The sequence below is a fragment of the Fervidicella metallireducens AeB genome (assembly GCF_000601455.1).
Taxonomy (GTDB): domain Bacteria; phylum Bacillota; class Clostridia; order Clostridiales; family Caloramatoraceae; genus Fervidicella; species Fervidicella metallireducens.
Window position 1 is genome coordinate 45,186 of the sequence record NZ_AZQP01000004.1, and the last position, 25,236, is coordinate 70,421.

At 33.0% G+C, this 25,236-nt stretch carries 20 protein-coding genes; 11 read left to right on the forward strand and 9 right to left on the reverse strand.

Annotated elements, in window-relative coordinates; genetic code table 11:
- Positions 1 to 19 precede the first annotated feature (19 nt).
- From Q428_RS02225 to Q428_RS02235, 4 genes are all read left to right on the forward strand, one after another.
- Positions 20 to 1,150, forward strand: a complete 1,131-nt coding sequence (locus Q428_RS02225) for a DegT/DnrJ/EryC1/StrS family aminotransferase (RefSeq protein WP_035377772.1) — start codon at positions 20 to 22, stop codon at positions 1,148 to 1,150.
- 21 nt (positions 1,151 to 1,171) lie between these two features.
- Positions 1,172 to 1,339: a hypothetical protein gene (locus tag Q428_RS15325; RefSeq protein WP_161633578.1), complete on the forward strand. Its 168-nt coding sequence runs from the start codon at positions 1,172 to 1,174 to the stop codon at positions 1,337 to 1,339.
- A 95-nt stretch (positions 1,340 to 1,434) separates the two neighbouring features.
- Positions 1,435 to 2,208, forward strand: a complete 774-nt coding sequence (locus Q428_RS02230; protein WP_035377774.1) for a glycosyltransferase family protein — start codon at positions 1,435 to 1,437, stop codon at positions 2,206 to 2,208.
- Positions 2,209 to 2,212: 4 nt separating this feature from the next.
- Positions 2,213 to 2,602 carry a VOC family protein gene (locus Q428_RS02235; protein WP_035377776.1) on the forward strand — a complete coding sequence of 130 codons (390 nt, stop codon included), beginning with the start codon at positions 2,213 to 2,215 and terminating at the stop codon, positions 2,600 to 2,602.
- 88 nt (positions 2,603 to 2,690) lie between these two features.
- On the opposite strand, the gene Q428_RS02240 is transcribed toward Q428_RS02235, so the two are convergent.
- Positions 2,691 to 3,581 carry an MSCRAMM family protein gene (locus Q428_RS02240; RefSeq protein ID WP_035377778.1) on the reverse strand — a complete coding sequence of 297 codons (891 nt, stop codon included), beginning with the start codon at positions 3,579 to 3,581 and terminating at the stop codon, positions 2,691 to 2,693.
- A 174-nt stretch (positions 3,582 to 3,755) separates the two neighbouring features.
- Between Q428_RS02240 and Q428_RS02245 the strand changes: the two genes are divergently transcribed.
- Both Q428_RS02245 and Q428_RS02250 read left to right on the forward strand, forming a co-directional pair.
- Positions 3,756 to 7,151, forward strand: a complete 3,396-nt coding sequence (locus tag Q428_RS02245) for a DUF11 domain-containing protein (RefSeq protein ID WP_035377780.1) — start codon at positions 3,756 to 3,758, stop codon at positions 7,149 to 7,151.
- Positions 7,152 to 7,189: 38 nt separating this feature from the next.
- Entirely contained in the window at positions 7,190 to 9,139 is a 1,950-nt protein-coding gene (locus tag Q428_RS02250) for a carboxypeptidase regulatory-like domain-containing protein (RefSeq protein ID WP_035377782.1), read from the forward strand.
- 44 nt (positions 9,140 to 9,183) lie between these two features.
- Here Q428_RS02250 and Q428_RS02255 read toward each other — a convergent pair whose 3' ends face one another.
- A complete protein-coding gene (locus tag Q428_RS02255) occupies positions 9,184 to 9,738 on the reverse strand; it encodes a Uma2 family endonuclease (protein WP_035377785.1) in 555 nt (184 codons plus the stop codon).
- A gap of 151 nt (positions 9,739 to 9,889) precedes the next feature.
- On the opposite strand from Q428_RS02255, the gene Q428_RS02260 reads away from it, so the two are divergent.
- The gene (locus tag Q428_RS02260) at positions 9,890 to 10,696 is read left to right on the forward strand and encodes a hypothetical protein (RefSeq protein WP_035377787.1); all 807 of its coding nucleotides are present in this window, start codon (positions 9,890 to 9,892) and stop codon (positions 10,694 to 10,696) included.
- An 80-nt stretch (positions 10,697 to 10,776) separates the two neighbouring features.
- Here the strand turns inward: Q428_RS02260 and Q428_RS02265 are convergent, their stop codons facing one another.
- On the reverse strand, positions 10,777 to 11,298 hold the full coding sequence (locus Q428_RS02265; protein WP_051514824.1) for a peptidoglycan recognition protein family protein: 522 nt from the start codon (positions 11,296 to 11,298) through the stop codon (positions 10,777 to 10,779).
- A 137-nt stretch (positions 11,299 to 11,435) separates the two neighbouring features.
- Between Q428_RS02265 and eam the strand changes: the two genes are divergently transcribed.
- Positions 11,436 to 12,704 carry a glutamate 2,3-aminomutase gene (eam, locus tag Q428_RS02270; protein ID WP_035377789.1) on the forward strand — a complete coding sequence of 423 codons (1,269 nt, stop codon included), beginning with the start codon at positions 11,436 to 11,438 and terminating at the stop codon, positions 12,702 to 12,704.
- 60 nt (positions 12,705 to 12,764) lie between these two features.
- Here eam and Q428_RS02275 read toward each other — a convergent pair whose 3' ends face one another.
- From Q428_RS02275 to Q428_RS02295, 6 genes are read right to left on the reverse strand one after another with little or no spacing between them, the layout of a single operon-like run.
- Complete coding sequence (locus Q428_RS02275; protein ID WP_035377791.1) at positions 12,765 to 14,171, reverse strand: YheC/YheD family endospore coat-associated protein; 1,407 nt, start codon at positions 14,169 to 14,171, stop codon at positions 12,765 to 12,767.
- Positions 14,172 to 14,208: 37 nt separating this feature from the next.
- Entirely contained in the window at positions 14,209 to 15,609 is a 1,401-nt protein-coding gene (locus tag Q428_RS02280; protein WP_035377793.1) for a YheC/YheD family endospore coat-associated protein, read from the reverse strand.
- 19 nt (positions 15,610 to 15,628) lie between these two features.
- Positions 15,629 to 16,729 (reverse strand): YheC/YheD family endospore coat-associated protein, encoded by a 1,101-nt coding sequence (locus Q428_RS02285; protein WP_035377795.1) that lies wholly within the window; start codon positions 16,727 to 16,729, stop codon positions 15,629 to 15,631.
- Positions 16,726 to 17,751 (reverse strand): YheC/YheD family endospore coat-associated protein, encoded by a 1,026-nt coding sequence (locus tag Q428_RS02290; protein WP_051514825.1) that lies wholly within the window; start codon positions 17,749 to 17,751, stop codon positions 16,726 to 16,728. Before Q428_RS02290 ends, Q428_RS02285 begins: the two co-directional genes overlap by 4 nt.
- Complete coding sequence (locus Q428_RS14335; RefSeq protein WP_051514826.1) at positions 17,705 to 18,109, reverse strand: hypothetical protein; 405 nt, start codon at positions 18,107 to 18,109, stop codon at positions 17,705 to 17,707. The genes Q428_RS02290 and Q428_RS14335 overlap by 47 nt, the downstream gene beginning before the upstream one ends.
- A gap of 31 nt (positions 18,110 to 18,140) precedes the next feature.
- Positions 18,141 to 19,496, reverse strand: coding sequence for a UDP-N-acetylmuramoyl-tripeptide--D-alanyl-D-alanine ligase (locus tag Q428_RS02295; protein WP_051514828.1), 1,356 nt, complete (start codon positions 19,494 to 19,496; stop codon positions 18,141 to 18,143).
- Between the two features lie 237 nt (positions 19,497 to 19,733).
- Here Q428_RS02295 and Q428_RS02300 point away from each other — a divergent pair, with 237 nt between their 5' ends.
- From Q428_RS02300 to Q428_RS02310, 3 genes are all read left to right on the forward strand, one after another.
- A complete protein-coding gene (locus Q428_RS02300; RefSeq protein WP_035377797.1) occupies positions 19,734 to 22,109 on the forward strand; it encodes a U32 family peptidase in 2,376 nt (791 codons plus the stop codon).
- 15 nt (positions 22,110 to 22,124) lie between these two features.
- Entirely contained in the window at positions 22,125 to 24,497 is a 2,373-nt protein-coding gene (locus tag Q428_RS02305; RefSeq protein ID WP_035377799.1) for an endonuclease MutS2, read from the forward strand.
- Between the two features lie 116 nt (positions 24,498 to 24,613).
- Positions 24,614 to 25,057 carry a 2-thiouracil desulfurase family protein gene (locus tag Q428_RS02310; RefSeq protein WP_035377801.1) on the forward strand — a complete coding sequence of 148 codons (444 nt, stop codon included), beginning with the start codon at positions 24,614 to 24,616 and terminating at the stop codon, positions 25,055 to 25,057.
- The last annotated feature ends 179 nt before the right edge of the window (positions 25,058 to 25,236 follow it).

Here is a 25,236-nt window from a genome sequence, read left to right on the forward strand (position 1 = left end):
TATCCAAGGGGATGATAAAATGTCAATACAGCTTTTTTCTCCAGTCTTTAGAGTAAATGAATGTCTTGATGAAATAAGAATATGTCTTGAAAAGGGGTGGACAGGACTAGGTTTTAAAACCAATGAATTTGAAGAAAAATGGAAAGAATACACAGGGTTTAATAATGCTCATTTTTTAAACTCTGCAACAGCAGGTCTTCATTTGGCAGTAAAAATATTAAAAATGCAGAATAAATGGCAGGATGGAGATGAAATTATCTCAACACCAATTACCTTTGTATCAACAAACCATTCAATTCTATATGAAAATTTAAGAGTTGTTTTTGCAGATGTTGATAAATATCTTTGCCTTGATCCTATAGATGTTGAGAGAAAAATAACGAAGAAAACAAGAGCTGTTGTATTTGTTGGATTAGGGGGTAACATAGGACAATATTTTAAAATAGTGGATATATGTAGAAAATATAACTTGAAATTAATATTAGATGCATCACATATGACTGGAACCAGATTCAAGGGTAACATTGTTGGAAAGGAAGCAGAAGCTGCTGTATTTTCATTTCAGGCAGTTAAAAATCTTCCCACAGGAGATTCGGGAATGATATGTTTTAAGGATAAGGAAAATGATGTTATATGTAGAGAATTAACCTGGCTTGGGATAAATAAGGATACCTTTGCAAGGACAGATGATAAAGGGACATATAAGTGGAAATACGATTTAGACTATTTAGGATATAAATATCATGGGAACTCAATAATAGCATCAATTGGTATTGTTCAACTGAAATATGTTGATATTGATAACGCATACAGAAGACAAATAGCTTCCTGGTATGATGAAAACTTTAGAAACTTCAAAGATAAAATACACCCAGTTCCAGTTACAGAAGGATGTGAGTCTTCAAGGCATCTATATATAATAGAGGTCAATAACAGAGATGAACTTTTAGAGGAATTAAATAAAAATGATATATTCCCAGGTGTTCATTACAGAGATAATACAGAATACAAGATGTATTCCTACGGACAAGGAACATGTCCAATGGCACACAGATTAAGTCAGCGGATATTATCGCTGCCAATGCATTTAAGATTAACTTACAATGATGTAAATTATGTATCTGAAAAAGTTATAGAATATGCAAAATAATCTCAGAGGCAGGTGGTGAATATGTCAGATAAAACAAGAGTAATGGCAATTTGTGGAGGGATTATTCCGTCCTTTGAGATAGGTATAAAAATGCCCCTTGAAGAGCTTGTTAAAAGGGGAAAGTTAGATTTTGAATTTAAGAAAAGTAATGATGTAAAAGTTGAGGATATAAAAAAACAGATGTTTTAATATGTGTAAGGGGTTCAAATGTAACAGATAAAAATATAGTTACTTTAGCCAAAACCTTTAAAAAGTATATTATTTATTTTTTAGATGATGATTTAATGAATCTGCCTTCAAATTTAGTCTCTGCAAAAAAGATTAATTATTTTTCAGAGCAAATTCCTGATATTGTTAAAATTTGCGACAGTGTCTGGGTAACAAATGAAATAATGAAAATAAAATATAGTGTATACAGCAAAGATGTAAGATATACACCACCTCCAGCCATTTTATTTGATGAAAATCATGAAATAAATTTTAAGAAAAAGAGAAATAAAATTAAAATTGGATACGCAGGGGGGAAGGACCATAGCTTTCTTGTTGAAAATATTTTAAGATGGCCCATTTACAATATTTTAAACAAATATAAAGATAAAATTGAAATAGAGTTCTTTGGTACAATGCCGCCTATGGTTAAAAATTACCGTTTAAATTATATACCATTTACTTCAACTGTTTTGGAATTTATGAATGTTTTAAAGACAAGGGAATGGGACATAGGTCTTGCTCCTCTGCCTGATGGAGATTTTTATTCGTGTAAATCATATAGAAAATTTTTAGATTATGCCTCTGCTGGTATAGCAGGTATATATTCAAATGTTCAGCCATATAAACAGATAGCAGTAAACATGGAAAACAGTATTTTATGTAATAATAATATTTCAGATTGGATAAATGGAATCAGCCTTTTAATTGAAGATGAATATCTAAGGAAAAAAATAGCTGAAAAGGCATATGAAGAAGTTCTACAAAACTATAATATAAAGAGAATAGCAGATATAATTGAGGGTGTTTTTCCAGAGCTGATAACCTATAAGTCTCAATTTAAGGGGTGATGAAATGGATATTCATCATATTGGCTACATCGTTAATGATATAAAAGCAGCAGAAGAAAAATTTAAGGTATTAGGTTTTTTAACTGGTGAAATAATAGAAGACATTGATAGAAAAATAAAAATAGAGCTAATAAAAAATGAAAATATAATTTTGGAACTGATACAGCCATCAGGAGAAGGCTCTCCTGTAAGTAGATTGTTAAAAAGAAATGGGTCAATACCATATCACATCTGTTATGAATGTGAAAATATAAAAGCAACAATTGAAAATCTTGAAAGAGAAGGTTTTTTATTAATACAGGAGCCAAAATCAGCAGTGGCATTTGAAAATAAAGAGGTTGCATTTTTATATAGTGAGGATATAGGCTTAATTGAAATTAAAAGCAGAAAATAAGAAGCTGTGGCATTAGCAACTGAAATGTTAATGCCACAGCCCCTTATTTTATATTTCTATAATTTATGCTGCATTACATAATTTTAAATTAAACGCTTTGAGAAATAAATATCTTATTAGATTTAATCTTATAGTTGCCCTGTGGAACGTTGATAAAGAGGTAAACACCTTCGTCGTTTGTCTTAGTAAAGGCAATAGGAGTAAGGCTATTATCTGCTTCAACTCTATAAAGTGTAACATCTGCAAATGGTATAGGCTGGTTGTTGGTTTCTGTAATAATACCGCTGATTGTACCCCTTGAGGAGTCCTGATCAACGTTAAGATCAGATATTACATGTGCAATCTGTCCAGGTCCACTGATTAAAACAGTTGTAGCATATGGTTTATATCCAAGGGCGTTAACACGGACAATATAATTTCCAAGTGGAAGTTCGCTGAATACAAACTGGCCATATTCGTTTGTATATGCAACTGCATAAAGGGTTTCAACCCCAAGCTCATCAACGGAATAAAGGTTGACAACGGCACCCTTAACAGGAGCGTGGGTTGTTTTGTTAGTAACATCACCGGCAATTATACCAAGTGATGCATTTGGATCAACTACCAGTGTAAAGTCTTTTCTTATAGTTTGGTTTGGCAATAATGTAAATGGTAGATTTTCAGCCAGTGCATAACCTTGTTTTGTAGCATATATATGATAGTCAGTTCCAGGAGGGAATGGGCTGAATATATATGCTCCATCTGCACCGGTAAAGGCATGGGCAAGAGGATTGTGGTTTGAATCCATAATCTTAATCAATGCGTGGTCTATTGGATTACCATTTTCGTCCTTAACTGTACCAATTACCGTACCTGCGTTAAGATTTGGATTAGGCTGAAGGCTAAGGTCAAGCCTTATTTCTTCTCCAAGGTCCTGAATTGCTTTAGCAATTGATTGTCCTAAAATATATTGTTCTTGTTTTATCTGACTTACAGGCATATCAAAACCCCCTTCTGATTTTCTATTATATATTATTAATGATGATATATTTTTGTTACATTTAACATTATAATGTGATTTAATTTTATAATTTTCGATAAATAATTGGATTAATCAATAACAAAAATATAGGGACAGGAATAATATGAAATAGGAAAAGAAGGGGGGATAGAGATGCCTAATTCACCGTTTTTTGTGATGACTGTGGATAAAACTGAAAATATACCTTTATTGTTAGGGGGCAGGAAAAGTATTAGTGTAAGGATACAGAATCTGAGTCCAGATAAAAGGCTTTATAATCTTATGCTGACATTGAATCTGCCTGATGGAATTGAATTTGATTCTGCAGATATAGCTCCAACTTCCAAACTAATTGATTCTAATGGGATATCAAGGATAAAGTGGGTTAATATTAAGGACTTTACACCTTTAGAGATAGATTATGTTTTTACATTTACGTTAAGAAGCAGTCTAACCTTTAAGAATGGAAGTAATGTACTCTTTGGATATTTATTTTCAGGTATAGCACTTAATGCAGAAGTAGACACTATGCCAAGGGGTAACATAGACATAGGAAACGAAAAATATCAGGCAGAAAACCTTTTAAGCTTTAAAACTGCAAGATTTTCAGCGAAAATAAATCTTCCAGCAAAAGCACTTAAAGGTGCAGGAACAGGGATAAATTTAAATGACTACACCCAAACTTATACAGCTAAATTTACTATAAATAATAACTTAACTTCAAAAACAATGACAGATGTGACAATTATTCTAGATGATGGTCTTAGAATTATTGGTGAAGTAACTGCAAATGGAACAGATGCATTGAAATTTCTGACACCAACTGTTGACATAATATACATTGAAGATAAAAGATATACAAGATTGACATATAAAAATGTTTTGCTTTCAATTGGAAGTGAAACTTTTATTTATATTAATTTTGGAGTTTGGAATAGATATAATAACAATACAGGTTTAATTATTAATCATGGAACAACCTTAAATACACAGATTAAAATTGAGGGGGAAAATGAATTAATTGAAGAAAATGCTTATACAAAGGCTATGGACATAATAATCGAAAAATCAGTTTCTCAAAGGATTACTGATGTAGGTCAGAAGGTTGATTTCACAATAAATTGTAAAACAGGTCAATACTATACCTTTTCAGACATAAAAATCTTGGAAAAACTTCCAGATGGTTTATCCTATTCAGACAGTTCAAAGGAACCCTATTCCATAACAGTGGAGCCACAGATAAAGGGTACTCTAATAATCTATAATATTGGAAATAAACCAGTGAATTTCAGTGAAACCATAGTTTTAAAGGCAATTGTAAATAAATATTACAGATTCAAAACTAAAGATGGAAATACAGTTGAAGTAGCAGCTTCAGACAGCTTTTATAATAAAATAGACCTTGAAGGGTTTAATGATGAACTTGAAATTAAAAATAATGATTCTTCATCTTGTAGCTTGACAATTTCAGAACCAAATGCAAAAAAGATATTTTTGAATGCCTATTACAGGGATGGAACAAAAAAGAATATAAATGTATTGGCGCCTAATGATTTGGCGGAATTTCAGCTGGAATATGATGCAACAACTACAGATGCAGTTCAGGATGATATCTGTATTGACGATTATTTTCCATTATCTGTTGACCCAATCGCTGATATTGAATATACCTTTGAAGGATATATGCCGCCGGGAATTCAGCCCCTTTTGATTGAACCACATGGAGTAAGATTTAATTATGGTAAAATACCAGGAAACTCTAAGTCAATAATTAAATTCAGAGCTTCGGTAGCAGGAGTTGGAATATCAGAAGAGAACATCAATCTGTTAAAAATTAAAGGAATTAATACAGATGGCTACTCATACAGCAAAAGGGATCAGATACAAATAAAAACAGGGGCACCAAACCTTATATTAACAAAAACAGTTTCAGGCCCAAATAAAAACGCAATAAAAAGCGGAGAAACTTATGTTTTTACAATTACATTAACTAACACAAATACCCTTGGTACAGAAACGGATGCCTTTAGTTTTCAATTAAAAGATGAAATTTCAAATTACTTTATCTTAGATTCAGGCAGTGTAAAGTTAAGTGGAACAGGAGAATTTGCACAGATAGAAATATATGATACTGAAATTAAACTGCCTATTTTAAAACTTTCACCAGGGCAATATGCTGCCATAAATTATTCAGTTAAGATAAAGGAAGGTATAGCACCAAATGTATCTATTTCTACAACAGCAAGTAATACTAATCCTTATTCACAGTTATATAATCCTGCATTAAGTAATTATCAGTATTCTGGACTTAACAAATCAGCAGCTGTAACTATTAAGACAGCAAATATTACAATGAATAAAACCACGAATACAGAAAACATCAGGGTAGGATCTGAGGTAAGATATCAGATAAATATTTCAGTTCCACAGGGAACAAAGGCATATAATCTAAACTTAAAAGATATTCTGCCAACAGGTCAGGTATATATTGGACCTGCAACTAAAGATGGAATAGAAATAACACCAACAGTAATTGGAAACAATATATTTTTCCCAGAAGAAACAATTGTTGATGCTCTGACAGTACAAAAAAATATAGTCTATGTTTTTAATGCAAAAATTGAAGATGTAAATAAAAATGTTGGTTCAACGACTTCCACACAGGTCAATACTTCAACCTTAACATGGAGAACAGAGGCAGGAGGAGGAAGTATAAAAACTTTAAGCAGAAATTTAACTGTAACTGTTAATCATCCAAATATCGTAATAAGTCTTTCAGGAAAGGAGTGGGGAGAAAGGTTTTACACAGGAATAATAAATACCTATAGTGATAGAGAAATAAGACTAAGGTGTGAATTTACAAATAACAGTTCAGTTAAACTAATCGATGGTATCCTGGAAATTTTAATTGATGAGAAATATATATTTAAGTCAATAGACGTAACATGGGCATGTAATGCCTATTTTGATAATGTAAATAGAAAAATAATTATTACAATTCAAGAGTTAAAATCTGGAGTAAGTGGATTTGTTGAATTTACATTAAGAACAATATCAGATTTAAGAGCTGGAACTGAGATATTAACTGTCACTAATGCAGCAAAATACAGAAATGATATTTCACCTAAAATATACTCTGGTGAATATTCCAATATCTTTGCAGCAAACCTTCCCCCAGGAGTTACCCTCCTGCCATTTATTACTGACAGAATAGACGATTCAACCTCTGTAAGGGTAACACCAGTTGGCTCAACAGCAACAATAATAAATAATTTAATAAATTCAGGAAATGGTATAGATGATTACAAATTAACAATAGAAAAATCAGAAATAGACTATTCACTTTTCATAGATAGAGAAAAAATACAGGAGGTCAGTAAAAATACAAAGGTTTCTATTGAACCTGATGAGCTTAAAAATGTGAAAAGACTTGAAATGAAACAAATAATAATTACAGCTTTTATACCATTTGACACACCCCTTAATAAAGTATTCAGGTTTATTGTAAATGTTAAATCAAAGACTATCCCTATCCAGAAAAAACAGTAACTAATCTAGATCCATTTATATAATTAGAGGTGATAATTATGCCATTAAAAGCCTTTACACTCTTTGTTCCTAATAGGAGTCAGAACACAGTATCAGTAATCGACACCTTGAACAACAGGATACTCCAGACAATAACGGTTGGAGTTGGTCCATCCAATGTAGTTATGACATCAGATGGGAAAACAGCCATAACCTTAAATACAGATGGTAACACACTTAGCTTTATTGATACAGAGAATTTCACAGTAAAAGACACTGTAGCAGTAGGTAATTCCCCAATAAATGCTGTGATTACTCCAGATGATAAATATATTTTTGTAATTAACCGTGATGATGAAACCATCTATAAGGTAAATATAAAATCAGCAGTTGTTGAAGCAACTTTGCCTCTGGGTTTCAGGCCGACAAGGATAACTATGAAAAGTGATGGAAGCGTAATATATACTGCGGGTATTAACGGTAATAATATCTGTGTAATTGATGCTGCAACATGTTCCATCATAACAAGAATAAGACTTCCACAGCAGATTAATTATGTACCGGTTGGACTTAAGCTGACACCAGATGACAGTGTATTGATATATGTAAGCTCATCCTCTCCAATGATACTTGCAGTTGATACAACAACAAATCAGGTTGCACAGCCTGTTTATAGTGTAAATTCCCAGATGTTTATTCCACAGGATGTTGTGATATCAAGTGACGGTAAAAATGCCTTTGTTGTTGGAATAAGTAAAACAGCAGGATTGATAATGAAGTTCAAAACATCCCTTCCACTTGGTTTATCAGGCAGCAAGTATATTTTCTCAATACCATATAAAGTAAATATTAGCAGGGATGAAAAATACCTCATAACATCTAATACCACCTCAAGAAATGTATATATTTTCGATATAAATAATTTAGAGAATTATACACCCATTTATACAGGAGGAACTCCCTCAGATATAATAAATGATTTAACACAAAACATGATCTATATTGTAAATAAAGGTCTTGAAGAAGTAACATGTATAAGCACTGAAACCAAAACCATATTTACAAGCTATCCAGTTGGGCAGAACCCTTCAACACCAGCAGGAGCAGTTATAAACGTGCCTGTTCCACCTTATCTTATAACTAAAAGACCTTATTATACTGAAACTGAAGGATTTAATATATTATCCGGGCAAAAAATAATAAAAGATGTTGTATTAAATAAAGTCCAAGGCACACCAGGGATTATTCAGGGGACAGTTCTTGATAGTTACAATTTCCCAGTTAAGGGTGCTTCAGTGTTCATTAGAACTGAAGATGGGCATGTTTTTGATAAGGTAAGTACCTCTGATACAGGAACTTATTCCTTTTCATTGGTAAAAATGGAAGAGGAATATGAAATAATTGTTTCTTCACCGGATTTTCATTATTCAAAGGAAAGTGTTGTTGAAGTAGAACCTGGAACCGTTAAAATTCTTGATTTTAAGCTTGACGAAGATGTATTTTCAACAAAGGGTGTTATATCTGGCTGTGTATTAAATGAAAATGGAGATTCAATAGAAAATGCAGTAATAAATGTTTTTAAAATAGATCAGGGATATCCACCAATATTTAAAGGACACGCATTTACGAATAACAGTGGAGAGTTTTATATCCCGCTTTTAGAAAGAGGTGGATATGCTGTAATTCAGGTAAAAAATGGATATCTTCCAAATGAAAGTTTAGTAATCATAGACAAAGAGGGACAGGTAACAACTGTTACAAATAAACTTACAATAGATCCATCGAACCCATCAGCAGAAGTTTCTGGAACAATAAGATATGAAGATGGAAATGTAGCAGCAAATGCAACTGTTGAGCTTTATATAATTGAGGGGAACAAAGAATATCTATACTCAAATCAAAGAACAGATGAAAATGGGAGGTATAGTTTTACAAAATTAAAACCAGGAACTTACTTCCTTGAAATATTTAAGATGATAAACGAAGGACCAGATGGTATGCCTGTTTAAATAAAGACATCCCTGCAGTAAATAATTGGCTGCAGGGATGTAGATTAAATATTAAAAATATCTTTTAAACCAATTGATAAATCTTCAAATATACTGGACTTTACAATGTCATCCTTAGAATATAGTGTTGGCTCAGAGTAAAAATTACTTTCTTGTAAAGAGAATATTTCAACGGTTTTATTCTTAGGAGATATTATCCAATATTCCTTTACACCAAATCTCATGTATAAATCCATTTTTTCTATATAATCCTTAGAAGAAGTAGATGGAGATAAGACTTCAACTACCAAATGTGGTATACCAATATAATTATTTTCTGTCAGACCACTTTTATCACAAATAACGGTTAAATCAGGCTGAACCCTGTGTTTTTCAAACTGGTTCTGAAAAATTACATCAAAGGGAGCAACAAAATGTCTACAATCCTTTCCTTTAAAATATATTCCCAGTTCAGTAGACAAATTAGTGACAATAGTCTGATGAATCACAGAAGGGGCAGATAACATATAGACCTTCCCGTTTATAAATTCCAGATTATCATTTTCATTATCTAAACTTAGAAATTCTTCATAGGTCATAGGTTTTTCTAAAGGAAACATTTATAATCATCTCCTTTCAAGGGTTTTATTTATTATAACATTCATTGAAAAATGTTCCAAGTAGCCTGACTGCATATTATGAGTCAGACATTTAAACAAAATGTCAGGGGCAGTCATATAATATAAAAGAGAAAAAACGCAGGTGATACCAATGTTTGAAGATAAATTTCATATTTCAAAAACCACTGAAATAATAGATAATTTTTATGAGGAAAGGTTAGATTTAAAATTAAGCAATAAAAAATACTGTTTATTGAAGGGGATAGTAAAGGATAATACAACTGATTATCCTCTTTATGAAGTATGTATAAAAATAACAGATTGCAGAAACAATCCAATAGTCCATTTATTTACGGATTCAAAGGGATTCTTTGAAATAAGATATCCTTTTCCAGAACAGATAAAAGTTATTGCCGCAAAATCAGGTTTTAAAACATATTCCAGTGACTGTATATCCATTGAAGAATACGGAAAAATCCTGAACATTAGATTGCAGCCGATTAAAAATGAGGAAAATATAATAATTGGCTCAGTAAAAGACCAGTGCCAAAAGCCTGGAGCATTTGTTAAGATAACACTAACATCTTTAATTCAGAAAGACAAAATCTATGAAACCTATTCCAATCAACAAGGGATGTATGTTTTTAAGGGAATAGAAAATGGCGTTTACAAAATGATTTTCAATTCACCCTTTTATTATCCCTATTATTGTTTTCTTGAAATTAATAGATGTTTGAGAATATATAATTTAGACACAATTTATCTTAAATTCAGGAATTTAAAGGGGACCATAAACGGTATTATCTGTGATGATGGTATAGGAATTGAAGATGCATTAGTAGTTTTGATAAATGCAAATATAAATAAGGCCATTGATTTTACTTATACAAATTCAGAAGGGGTATATCTTTTTTACAATCTGCCTATTGGTAAATACTATGTATTAGCAAAAAAATAAAAGCCTGCAAATCTACAGCAGCTGAAAATGCAGCTGTTGGATAGCAGGCTTTTGATATTAAATAGATTTCTTTTAAAGAGTTATTTTTGCGACATCAGCTTATGAACTAAATTTTTAAACTTAAGCCACTCATTTTCATCTATCATCATCTTAGGACAATCTTTTCCTGTTATGTCATAATGCCTATACATATTATTTACTGTAAGCTTATATTTTTTCAGTAGAAATGCAGCAAGTTCTGCAGTATTGTTATAGGTTTTAGCCCAGTTACCGTCAGAGTTAACACACATCTCTATCCCTATTAGAAAATAATTAGGACTATAAACTCCCTCCTTAAGACTGTTTCCTGCTCTTGTGTAAGAAGCCGCACCTACATGATATGCAATCTCATCATCAGGAATACATTGAACTATTGTTTTATCATCAACAACGTAATGTGCTGAGGCAGCTCTGGTTGTGGTGTTAAAATAGTTTCTGTTTGCCACGGCATTTGCACCTTTACCAGTGTTGGCAGTCCAATGTATAACAATACCCTTAAGTTTAAGGATTTTCTTTTTTGGTCTGTTTTGATTTGTTAAAAGCATCTTTGTTATTGGTAACATATGCATCACCTCAATTCATAATATTAATCAACAATAAATATTGTTCCATGATTAAAACTTAATAGATTTATTAATTTCGAATTTACCATAAACACTGAACATATAATATTTTAAATGAGGTGGTTAGGGGGATGAATATGGAAAAACTTAACAAAAGAAAGGCTGCTTTAGACAGGGCTGAGGAGTTAAAGGGTAGAATAGAAGAATATTTAAAAGTTAAGGACAAGATACCAAATGGAACAGCAGATTATCAGGAAGAAAAGATAAAAGAAAAAAGGAGAAAAATACTTTCTCTATTCAATGCTGATGAAGAAGATTGGAATGACTGGAGATGGCATTTTAGGAATCAAATCAGGGATATAGAGACACTATCAAAAATAATATCCTTAACTTCCCAGGAGATAGAGGAGATTAAAAAGGTACAGAAATTATATAGATGGGCAATTTCTCCATATTATGCTTCCCTTATGGATGATGATAGATTTAATCCAGTCAGGCTTCAATGTGTTCCAAGTCTTTTAGAGCTTAATCATGAGGGATGTTTAGACCCAATGGCAGAGGAATATACAAATCCTGCAGGCTCAATTACAAGGAGATATCCCGACAGACTTATAATTAATGCAACAAATGTGTGTGCATCCTACTGCAGACATTGTCAGAGAAGAAGAAATATCGGCTCAGTTGATAAGCATAAATCAAAGGCGATATTAGAGGAGTCCATTGAATATATAAAAAACAATCCTGAAATAAGAGATGTTTTAATTACAGGTGGAGATCCTTTAACCATGTCTGACTCAACTATAGACTGGCTTTTAGGGGAGATACACAAAATTCCAACAGTAGACTATATTAGAATAGGTACAAGGGTTTTAGTAACACTTCCACAGAGGATAACGTCAAATCTTATGCAGATATTAAAAAAACATTCACCTATATATATAAATACACAATTCAATCATCCTCTAGAAATCACAAGGGAATCAAAGGAAGCATGCGAAAAACTGGCTTCCATCGGCATACCTTTAGGGAACCAGTCTGTACTGTTAAATGGAGTAAACAACGATAAATATGTAATGAGGCTTTTAAATCAGGAATTACTAAAGTGTAAGGTAAGACCATACTATATGTTCCATGCAAAATATATATCAGGCACAACACATTTTAATACCTCAATAGACGATGGAATCGAAATTATGGAATATCTAAGGGGATATACATCAGGACTTGCAATACCCACATATGTAATAAATGCACCAAATGGAAATGGAAAAGTTCCTGTTTTGCCTGAATATGTAATATCAAGGGGTAAGGATTATGTAAAAATAAGGACATGGGAAGGAAAGTTTTTTGATTATCCTAATTTCTGTACAAAAAATATTAAGGGCTTGTATGAAGATAAAGAATAAATTCATTTTATAGTTTCCAACAATAATTAAGTGTCCCCAGAATTATAAGTGTCCCCAGAATTAATTCTGAGGACTATATTTTTTAGCCATTTCCTGTTGATACAGGGATTTTAAATAGTATATAGGCTGTTTATAACATCTTGAAATACCTTCCCACTCACCAGAGATATTGGATTGTCTGCAAAGTTCCCTGAAATTGACTTCAATTAAATAAACATTTAAATCCTTATCAAGACCAACATCAAAGCCTAAATCACAAAGTTTTAAATTTTTATCTAATATATTACAGATATCAATGCATGCTTCCTTAATTTTTTCAATTGTTATATCCATTTTATCCTTAGAGGCTTCACGAATAACTTTTAAAGTTGAAATGGATGTACCACCAGCTGCAACATTTGTAACTGCATTATTCTGTGATGCAACCCTTGATCTTGACCATGATATATCCCAGCTGCCCTTTGAATTCTTCTGCATAACAAACCTCATATCAAAGGGCCTGCCATGATAATCTGCCAGTAGAATCCCTTGTTGAATAATATAGGTCCTTTTTCCCATAATGTCTTTTAGCTTAGACATAACTGACTCTAAATCCCCAGTTATTTTAATATTCTCTCTATCTTTGTTATAAAAGGCAGCATAACCGTACTTTTCATCCTTAATAACCTTTATAACTCTTGAGCCAAAGCTGCCGTTAACTGGCTTTAAATACGCTGCATCAAATCTTTGAAGCATCTTCTCAATATCATTTATGCCTTTAAATTTAAAAGTTTTAGGAATATATTTTTTAGTGATTTTATTTTGGGATAATATTTTTGCAACCTTAAGTTTATTAATTCTGGTATATCGATTCATGATTATAGTGCTGTTATTTAGTTTTTCAAGGAGTTTAAGCTTTTTATTCATACTGCTAAAGGGTGAAACAACACTTCTATTGTAAATTACATCAGGCAAAGGCAGAGTTTTTCTGGTTAAATAGGCATTAGAATCATCATCATATTCAACAACCCACCCCTTTACCTGCTTTTTATTTAAATCTAAATCTTTAATTTTAAAAATATAAGCGAAGGCACCTATTGATTTAGCGGTGTCAGAATAAATTTCAAATTTTTCTTTGAATTCATTTCCATCAATATACCCTTCAAGAAGATTTTTATCAGCTAATATACCTATAAAGGGCCCTAATTTAATAACTGAAGTGTGGAAAATAACTTCAACTTCAATATCATCTGGTATTAATAAAGTATCAAGTAAATCCCTATTCATACATAGAATTCTCTGAGAATAAGGACATTCCGCACATACAATTACAGTAACATCAATTTCCCTTCCACCACAGATAAGTTTTGTTTTTGTATTGTTTTTAAAACTTATTTCCTTTGCAAGGTCAGGGGATATATATACTGTATTTCCTGATGAATTTTCAAATGGACTTTTTTCCTTTATTCTGCATATTAAACTTATCAAGATTAACACCACCATTATTTTTAAACCTGATTTTATGCTAGTCTTTAGTATCCTTTGCTATTTTTTCTTCATAAAGATGTTTTAAAAAGTAAATAGGTTTATAATACATCTTTTCCCAGCCTTCCTCCTGGCCTAATTCATCATTATATTTTTTAAAGTCTCTGAAATTAACTTCAATTAAATATGGGTTTCCATTTTCATCTATGCCTATATCAAGACCTAGATCACCAATATCCTTAATCTTTTCATCTAAAGCTTTGCAGATAACAAGAGAGGCTTTATAGATTTTATTTAAGGTTAATTCTGTTTTGCTGCCAAGTGAGGGATATAATGCCTTGGTTATTTTTACTCCCCTGCCGCCAGAAGAAACGTTTGTTACAATACTACCTTCGGAAGCTACCCTTGCATACCACCTGGATAAGGTCCAGTCAGCAGAAGAATCCTTCTGCATTGTAACCCTTAAATCAAAGGGACAGTTCTCAAAGGTTGTTAATTCAATTCCCTGCTGAACAATATACAAACGTCTGCCCATTATTTTTTTCAGGTTATCTAAAATAAAGTCTATATTACCCTGGATACTTAAATTTTTACCATTAAGGTGATAATATGCTTTAAATCTATCAGAAGATAATTTTGTAACCTTGATAACCCCAAGCCCCAGACTTCTTCCAACGGGTTTTAAAATAACAAATGGAAATTCTTGAAGCATGTCTGTAATATTCTTTGAAGATTTAAGTCTTAAGGTTTTTGGTAGATAGATACTTACGGACTTATCCTTGGATAATATTTTATAAATCTTCCATTTATTTATTTTAGTAATTCGATTTATTATTTTAATATCAGGAACAGACCTTTCTAATTCAATAAGTTTTTTATCATTTATACTTCCCTTAGCTACAGCAAGTCTGTTGTGGATAGCATCAGGGACAGGGAGGGGCTGTCTTTTTATATAGGAAAAACCCTTTTTATCCCTTATCCTGACTAATCCATTAACAGATTTATTAGTAAGGTCTATATCATCTAAACTAAAAAAATAAACTAAAACACCTGATTTTAGCCCGGCTTCTGAGTAAAAATCAAGAGACTCTCTGACCTTAAGGCCCTTTGCATATCTTTGGAGAAGTTTTTTACCTAGTAAAACAGCAATAACGGGACCAACTATAAAAGTACCATTTTTAAAAACAACATCATAGTCCATAGACTTTGGAAGCAGGATTTTTTCATAAACCCCTGATGAAAGGTAAATATAAGAATTATTCTGCTCATTTATAGGTAACACCTGAATTTTAACTTTGATTTGCCTTAATCCGCACTTTAACTTTACCTCAGAGCCATTGGTCAGTGAGAATTTTCTTGCATTATAAAGGGAAATACCTATCTTATCTTCAGAGGTTGAATCTAAAGTACTTGGCAAAGATGTGCATCTTATTTTAATCATTATAACACCACCACAAAAACTAATAGGAAATAGGATTATTTTCTTTGAGATATTTACAATACTTGATTATATTGCTATATACCTCATGGATTAATTGTCTGTTATTGGAACGACGGATGCAGCTTTTAGCAGGTTTTCCGTTAACCTCAAGAAGATAGAGTCTACCATGAATGTCTAAGGCAACATCAATGCCAAGCTCCCCTAAAAGGCCATAATTTATTTCAAGACAATTACATATACTAAGGAGCATCTTGTCTAATTCCTCATTAATCTTTATATTTGAAATAGGAAAGAGCTTGGGAATAACATCTGCAAATTTTTTAACTTCCCCTCCATTGCTTATATTAGTAACAGGGGAGTGTGGTGAATTAGCAATACGAATGGACTTATCGCTAATTATCCATTTTCCTGAGGCGTCCTTTTGAACAAGGATTCTAACGTCAAGGGGTTTACCCTGAAAATGTGCTAAATTTATTCCCTGCTGGAGAATAACCTTCTTTCCATATAAGCTGCCATTTATAATTTTTGTGTAAACATCCTTAGGGCTCATTTCATTCATATAAATCTTTCCAGATTTAACATATGAAACAATTAAAACTCCATCTTCCCTTGGATAAACTTTATAAATGTTTTCGCCTCTACTGCCACCTGAATCCTTAATATATACTACACCGTATTTATTTAAAAACTTTATTAAGGTTGCAGGATGAGTACAAAGAGCAGTATCGGGTAAATATTTTCTTGTTTCCCTACAAGATAAAAGTACTTTATGGGTTTCCCATTTTGGAAAGTAATGTCTATTATTTAAGAAAGGAATTTTATACTCATTTTTAAAACGTTGTCTAGAAATTTTACCTATCTCCTTCTCCCTTGAGGAAAAAAGGGACCTGTCGTATATAACATCAGGAAAGGGGGATATTTCCAAAGTCCATTTGCCTTCCTCAGTATATACAAGTGCATTTATGCTTTTATTCCACCAATCTATATCATCAGGAGAAAAGGCAATTAACTTAATCCCTTCATTAATTGATTCTTCAGCAAGGAATTGAAGACCGGATACGTTGGCTCCTCCAGCTATTTTTTTAATCATCCTTCGGCTAAAAAGTACTCCTAAAATCATATATCAGCCTCCAGTTCCAAGTCAGATGAATGAAAACCTGTTAGAAAAACAGCATACTCTATGGGACGGTTGTAGCAGCGGTCCATTATTATTGGATTATTAAGCCATTTTAAGCTCACCTTTAAAGGTTTTCCATTTACCTCTATAATCCATATTTCACCATTAACATCTATTGACATATCAAGGCCTAGCTCAACACAATCACCAAATTCTTTTTCTATTGCGAGAACAACTGATTTTCCTATATCAATCAGATTTTCATATAAGCCATCACTTTCAGTAATATCCTCCTGAAATACTTCCCTCAGTATGGTTGAAATTTCTTCTACCGCCCCACCACTTCTAGGGCTTGTGATTATACTTCCAGCCCCAAGCCTTACTGCAATGCCGCTTACAACCCAAAGTCCCTTCCAGTTTTTCTGAAAAAGCACCCTTAAATCAAAGGGATAGCCCTTAAAGCTTGCCTTTTTAATTTCCTTTTGTATCAGATAACCACCACCTGCTGCCCTGTACTTATTAAGCAGCATATCTAAATTTTTAAGGTTAGATAAATGAATGATTTCATTGTCATGGGTATTGCGATGTTCAACAATATAATTATTTTTTTCATCTAAGCTTACTTTGAAAACACCCTTACCCTTATATAAAAGATCTGGCTTTAAATACAGGGCTTTATATTTTTTTAAAGCCAATTCAACATCTTCATAGGAATGATACTGACTGGTTATTGGAATGTGGCTTAAAAGCTTTGGGTTTTTTCTTAAAGCCATGATGGTTTCCCATTTAGCCAGTTTAGGCATGGAATTAATTATTTTAAAATCCTTTCCAAGGGCATTTCTTAATTTAAGGCTGTTTTCTCTGCCGTATTTTCCAAAGCATCGGTCGTAAATAACGGTAGGAATCGGCATAATACGGCTAACCCATTTTGTATCCTCAAGGATAAGGGCTTTAATTAATTTTTTACTCCAGTCAATATCACCAAAGGAAAAGAAGCTGCATATACTTAAGCTGCCTTGTTGCATTGCTTAATTTTTCATAAACGCTGTCACCCTTTCCCTCACCCATAATAGCAGCCTTTACTGAGCTTATAAAAACACCGATATAGGGCCCTAATTCCAGGGTGTCTTCCTTTAAAATTCTAACCTGCATTACCATATTTTCAGGTAAGTGAATAAGATTTTTAAGATCCTCTGAAAGTTTAATAGTATCTTCATCATCTTTTTCTAAAACAGTTATATCTGCATCAATTAAAAGGGAACCGAATTTTAAAGTAATAGTCTTTAAATTATCTTTAATGTCAAGTGTTTTCATTTGATTTTCAGTAAGAAAACAAGATTTAGGAAGATTAGAGGAAATATATTTAATTTTTATCTGGTTCATTATTACCGCCACCTCCTAGGGTTGCATAAAGTCAAAGATTAACGTGATTTTCAGGTGCTTTTAAAAGAACAATTGTATTTTCATTCAGATATGGGAGAATAAAATTCCTTACATATCTTCCCTTAGGTATAAATATAACCTTATCCTTATCCATACCAAGCTCAAGGGCTTTTTTCCCTATATCAACTGGAATGCTGCCAACTACAACAATGAGATCAACTCCCACTTCAACTGCCTTTTTCCCCATTTCAGCATATTGCTCCATGGCGTATTGGCTGGTACCAAGATTATACATATACCCTAAGATTGCTATTTTCTTCTTCTTTCCTGCAATATCCTTTAAAACCTCTAAAGCTGCCTTTAATGCAGGAGGAGTGTTGTTGTAATTATCATCAATAATTATAGAACCCTTTGGACCTTTTCTAAGCTGAAGTCGGTGTTCAACGGGGTTAAAGCTTTTAAGGGCACTTAAGGCATCGGGGATGCTTATACCCAGGGAAGATACAGCAGCTATTGAAGCAAGGGCGTTATATACATTATGCTTTCCAAGACCTTTAATAAAGCCTTGGTAGATTTGATTCCTATAGTAAAATGAAAATTTTATTCCATTTTTATAATAATCAGCAGCTTTAATCCTGAAATCAGAGCTTTGGTCATATCCAAAATAAATAATTTTTTTAGCCCTGCTGATATCTATTGTTTTTATTCTTTCATCGTCGGCATTTAAGATTAAAATATCATCATCTTTCATTCCATGAAGTATTTCAGATTTAGCTTTAACATAGGCCTCAGGTGTTTTGCAATGCTTCAGGTGATAGACGCCTATGTTTAATAGAATTCTTATCTGAGGCTTAAAGTGTCTCACTGTATATGACAGATTACCAGGTGAATTAACTGCCGCTTCATATACCCCAGCCTCAGTCCTTTCGTCTATATCTAATAAATAGGAAAGGCTGTTATAGGCACTGTTACGGTTTTTTACAGTTCCTTTGACATTGTATTTCCTTCTCAATATGTGCTTAATCATTTCCCTTGTAGTTGTTTTTCCACAGGTTCCGGTTATAGCTACTATTGGTATAGGAAAAAGATTTCGGTAATAATCCACAAATCTCCAATAGGCTTTTTTAATATCAGGAACTTTAACTATAGTTGTTTTATTAAAAATTTCTTTAAAAATCCAGGGATTTTCAGTGATAATAGCAACAGAACTTAAGTTATTCAGTACATCTGCTTTTATTTTTCTGCTTTTATTGAAATGAAAGTATAAAGTATTATCATAAATTCCATAAGGTTTTGTGGTAACATTTTTAACAATGAAGTTATCATTTCCCGAAAGAACAACTCCCCCAATTTTTAAAACAATATCCTTAAGCTGTAAAGGCTTCATCAAACCACCCTTTCAAATAAATAAAAAGCTCAAAGTTGATAATATATAATACGCATATTAGACAAGAAAGAGTGACAGATAATAAAAATTCAGGGAAAGAATTTATTTTATGAAATTTTCTAAAGTAGTAAGGCTTGAGTATATTTAAGGAAACCTCAATAAATTAAGGTTGATTTTTGTAATTTCCATATTATTGTGTATAATAAGTTTGTATAGTTAAGAAAGGGAGAGATAGGAATGGTAGAACTTTTAGCTCCTGCAGGAGATTTTAACAGTTTAAAGGCTGCTGTGTTAAACGGTGCCAACGCAGTTTATCTTGGTGGAAAGGAATTTTCAGCAAGGCAGTATGCCGGTAATTTTGATAGAGAAGAGATGATAGAGGCAGTTAAGTTCTGCCACTCATATAACGTTAAGGTTTTTGTAACCTTAAACACACTTCTTGATAATTTAGAGTTAAAGGCAGCCCTTGAATATGCAGCATTTTTATATGAAATTGGGGTTGATGCTTTAATCATTCAGGATATAGGTCTGTTAAAGATTCTCAAGGAAAATATTCCTGAATTTGAGCTCCATGGTAGTACACAGATGACTGCCCATAACCTTGAAGCAGTAAATTTACTTCACTCCATGGGTTTAAAGAGAGTTGTTCTCTCAAGGGAATTAAGTCTTAAGGAAATAGAATACATATCAAAAAACACAAAGGCTGAGCTTGAGGTTTTTGTACATGGAGCACTGTGTATCGGCTTTTCAGGACAGTGTTTAATGAGCAGTATAATTGGAGGAAGAAGCGGAAACAGAGGCAGATGTGCCCAGCCATGTAGAATGGAATATTCAATAGATGATAATAAAAAACAGCATTATTTAAGTCCAAAGGATCTTTCTACTTTAGAATATATAGAGGAAATAAAAAAGACAGGTGTATACTCGCTGAAAATTGAAGGTAGAATGAAAAGACCAGAATATGTTGCTACAGTTGTTTCTTCATATAGAAGGGCACTTGATAATATGTCAAAGAAGGATGATATAGACAGGGTAACCCAAGTCTTTAACAGGGGAGGTTTCACATCAGCCTTTTTATTTACCCCACAGGGAAGGGAAATGATGAGTTACGAGAGACCAAAACATTGGGGAGTTTACCTTGGAAAGGTTATAGGCTGTAAAGAGAAATTTGCAGACATTAAACTTGAAAAATCTTTAAAGGTTGGGGATGGAGTTGAGATATTCGGAAAAAATATTGGGGCACCAATAAGCAGCATAAAGATTAACGGAAGAAATGTTGAAAGTGCAAAACCAGGGGATATAATAAACATTTATCTTGAAGGTGCTTCAAAGGGCGATAGAATATATAAAACCCTTGATGCTGAACTTTATAAAGAGGCAGAGGAAAGTTTTAAAGGAAAGGATATAAAAAGAATACCTATATGGGGTAGTTTTAAGGCTAAATCAGGGGAGATAATTGAGTTTACTGTCTTTAATCAGGATGGGATAACTTCAATTGCAACTGCAGAGGAACCTGAAATTGCACTTAAAACTCCAACAACCTGTGAAAGGGTAGCAGAAGCCCTGAATAAAACAAAGGATACTTCCTTTTACTTTGAAGGAATTGAAATAGAAATGGATGATAATCTGGCAATTCCTGTTTCAAAGCTGAACTTATTAAGGCGTGAAGCAATTGAGGGATTATTAGAAAAACTTCAGGGCAAAAGGGAAAAAATAAACGTCAATATAGACTTCTCAAAGACAAAAAAGAGTGTAATTCCCAAAATAGCAGTAAAAACAGGAAGTCTTGAAATTGCAGAATCATGTATAGATGCAGGCTGCGATGTTGTTTTCCTTGGAGGGGACCTGCTAAGGAAAAATAAAGAAGACTTTAATGAGTTTCCAAGGTTTATAAAGGAAAATAAAAAAGTTTATCCATGGTATCCTGAAATAATCCTTGAAGAGTTTGAAACACTTAAAAAACAGGCTATTGAATTAAAGGAGAAAGGTATAGATAAGGCACTGTGTGGAAATATGGGTATGTATTCCTTTTTAAGGGGTATTGGATTTGATGTATATCTTGACAGCGGCTTTAACTTATTTAACTCTAAATCCTGCGAAACCTTTAAAAATTCAGGCTGTCATCTCTCACCGGAACTTACAATAAAACAGCTGTCTAATGTTATATCAAATACAGAAAGTAAAACAATGGTTTTAGCACATGGAAGAATAAAACTTATGACAAGCAGACACTGCTTTGTAGGAAGTTCAATGGGACATGGCAAAAAAGACTGCCCTGTATTATGTAAAAATCAGGTTCATTATTTAAGGGATAGGATGGGAGAGGTATTTCCTGTTTATACAGACGTAAATTGCAGAAGTCATATCTATAATTCAAAAATATTATGCACAATAGAGCATATAAAGGATATAATTAAATTAAATGCGGATTTTCTGGTTCTTAATCTTCTAGATGAAGAAAAGGATGAAGCTGCATTAGTTGTTAAGGCATACAGGGAGGGAATTGAAAGAGCTTTTAATAATGAATTTAAAATTGGATCTTATGGAGAAGAACTTTTAGAAGAATTAAAGGGAAATATAACAAAGGGACATCTATACAGGGGTGTTCTATAAAAAGGTGGGATAAAAATGAATGAGAAAACCTTCAGGGTTTTAGAATACGATAAGATTATACAAATGCTTTCCCAAAGGGCAGTATCAGCCATGGCGAAAAATATGTGTCTTGAGCTTAAACCTTCACACAACATCTATGAAGTTAAGGAGAGACTTGCAGAAACAAAGGAAGCCTTTGAAGTTGTTTTAAAGTGGGGAAGCCTTCCCTTAGATGGTATAAAAAACATTGATGAAATAATAAAAAAGGCAAGAAAGGGAATTACTTTAACTCCAGGAGAACTTCTATATGTTTGTGATATTTTAAGATGCTGCAGAAGGTTGAAGGCATTTATGAAGGATGGCTCAAAAAATGAGTCATATCCAATCATCTTTGAAATAATCGACAGTCTGGTTCATATAAAAAGTCTTGAAGATGCAATAGAAGCTGCTGTTATAAGTGAGGATGAGTTAGATGACAGGGCAAGTGAAAAATTATACAGCTTAAGAAGGTCAATAAGGGATAAAAACAGCAAAGTAAGGGAAAAACTCCAGTCTATGGTGGTAAGCTACGGTAAATATCTTCAGGACCCAATAGTAACAATAAGGGGAGATAGATATGTTATACCTGTTAAGGCAGAACATAGAGGAAGTGTCCCAGGGTTAGTACACGACCAATCCTCAAGCGGCTCCACATTGTTTATTGAACCTATGGCAGTAGTGGAATTAAATAACGATATTAAGGAATTACTTATCAAAGAAAGAGTTGAAATTGAAAGAATTCTTGCAGAGTTAACTTCAAAAGTTGAAGATAATGCAGATGTTTTAGAACATAATAATATTAATCTTGCATTTTTAGATTTTTTAATGGCTAAGGCTAAGTTTGGTTTAGATTTAAATGGAAGTATTCCAGAAATAAACGATAAGGGTATAATTAATTTAAAAGCTGCAAGACATCCGTTAATAGAAAAGGATAAGGTAGTACCTATTGATATAAGGCTTGGTGAAACCTATAATTCATTGGTTATAACGGGACCTAATACTGGTGGAAAAACTGTAACATTAAAAACAGCAGGTTTATTGACATTAATGACAATGGCAGGTCTTGCAATACCTGTCAGAGATGGCTCTGTTGTTTCTGTATTTAAAAATGTTTTTGCGGATATTGGAGATGAGCAGAGTATAGAACAGAGCTTATCGACCTTCTCATCCCATATGACAAATATAGTGGATATAATTAAAAATGTTGATGATAAATCCTTTGTTCTGGTGGATGAATTAGGAGCCGGTACTGATCCAACGGAGGGTGCAGCCCTTGCAATGGCAATACTTGAAACCTTCTTTAAAAGGGGAGCAAAGACAATTGCAACAACACATTACAGCGAAATAAAGGTCTTTGCAATGGAAACACAGGGGTTTGAAAATGCATCTGTTGAATTCAGTATAGAAACATTAAGACCAACCTACAGGCTTTTAATTGGAATTCCAGGAAAATCAAATGCCTTTGAAATATCAAAGCGTCTTGGTTTAGTTGAAGATATTGTTGACAGGGCAAAGGAATTTATCTCAAAGGATGCGGCTAAGTTTGAGGATGTAATTCAAAACCTCCAGAATAAGACTGTTCTTGTAGAAAAGGAACTTGAAGAGGCTGAAAGGGAAAGAAGGGAAGCCTCAAGTATCAAGAAAGATTTACAGGAGAAAAAATATAAGCTTGACACCCAGAGGGATAAAATTGTTAGGGAAGCACAGGAAGAAGCAAAGCGAATAGTTAAACAGGCTAAGGCAGAAGCTGATATGATAATTAAAGAGCTGAATGAACTTAGAGGCAGAATAAATGACGCAGCCGCAATGAAGGAAGCTGAGGAGGCTAGAAAGAAACTTAAGGATAAACTAAACAGCATTCAGGTTAAGGATGTTAACACACTTCCAATTAAAGATGGCATGGTACCAGTTGAAAAGGTAAAGGCAGGAGAAGAGGTCTATGTTACAACCCTTGGTCAAAAGGCTGTAGTTTTATCTGAGGCTGATTCAAAAAATGAAGTTATGGTACAAATAGGAATAATGAAGGTTAGTGTTCCAATAGATAAATTGATGAAGGATGTTACAAAGAAGAAGGAAGTTAAGAAAACAGGAACAAGCGGATTAGTAAAACAAAAGACGATGAACGTATCATCCTCAATTGATCTTAGAGGTCAGACTCTTGATGAGGCCCTTTATAATATAGACAAATACCTTGACGATGCTTTTCTTGCAGGCCTTGAAAGTGTTTCTATTATACACGGTAAGGGTACTGGTGTTTTAAGGGAGGGTATACAATCAGCCTTAAGAAAACACCATCATGTAAAGAGTATAAGAATGGGTGATTTCAGCGAAGGTGGAAGTGGAGTTACTGTTGTGGAGATAAAAAAATAAATATAAGGACTTAAAACCAATAATTTAGCCCCATGAATGGTCTGCAGGATATCTCTTCAGAAATCTATTCATGGGGATTTTGTGTAAAGTCAGAAAAACTTAAAAGAGGTGGGAATATGTATTTAATAAGTGCATGTCTTTGTGGAGTTAATTGTAAATATAATGGCGGAAATAACTTTAATGAAAAGGTTTACAGATTATATAAGGAAAACAAGGCACTACTGGTTTGCCCAGAAGAACTAGGGGGACTGCCTACTCCAAGAACTCCCTGTGAGATTGTAGAAGGAAGTGCTATTGAAGTTTTAAATGGAAAGGGAAAAATTTTAAATAAAGATGGTTTAGATGTTACTGAAAATTTTATAAAGGGAGCTAAGGAGGTTTTGAAAGTTGCAAAGGCTGAAAATTGCAAATTAGCCATTTTAAAATCAAAAAGTCCCTCCTGTGGTAAGGGACAAATATATGATGGTAGTTTCAGTGGAAAATTAACAAATGGTAATGGAATTACCGCTGAAATCTTAATTGAAAATGGCGTAGAGGTTTTTACAGAAAACGACATTTAAAGGACAAAATTGAAATGAATAAATGTAGGCTAATTGCAGAAAATTTTGAAAATAAAAACAAAAAAGTTTTTTACAAAAAATCACTTGAAATTTTTCTCCTTATTGTATAAAATAAAAAAGTCGAAAAAAGTAATAAATTCATGAATTTCGACGAACAATAAGAGCAAGAAATACAGTAA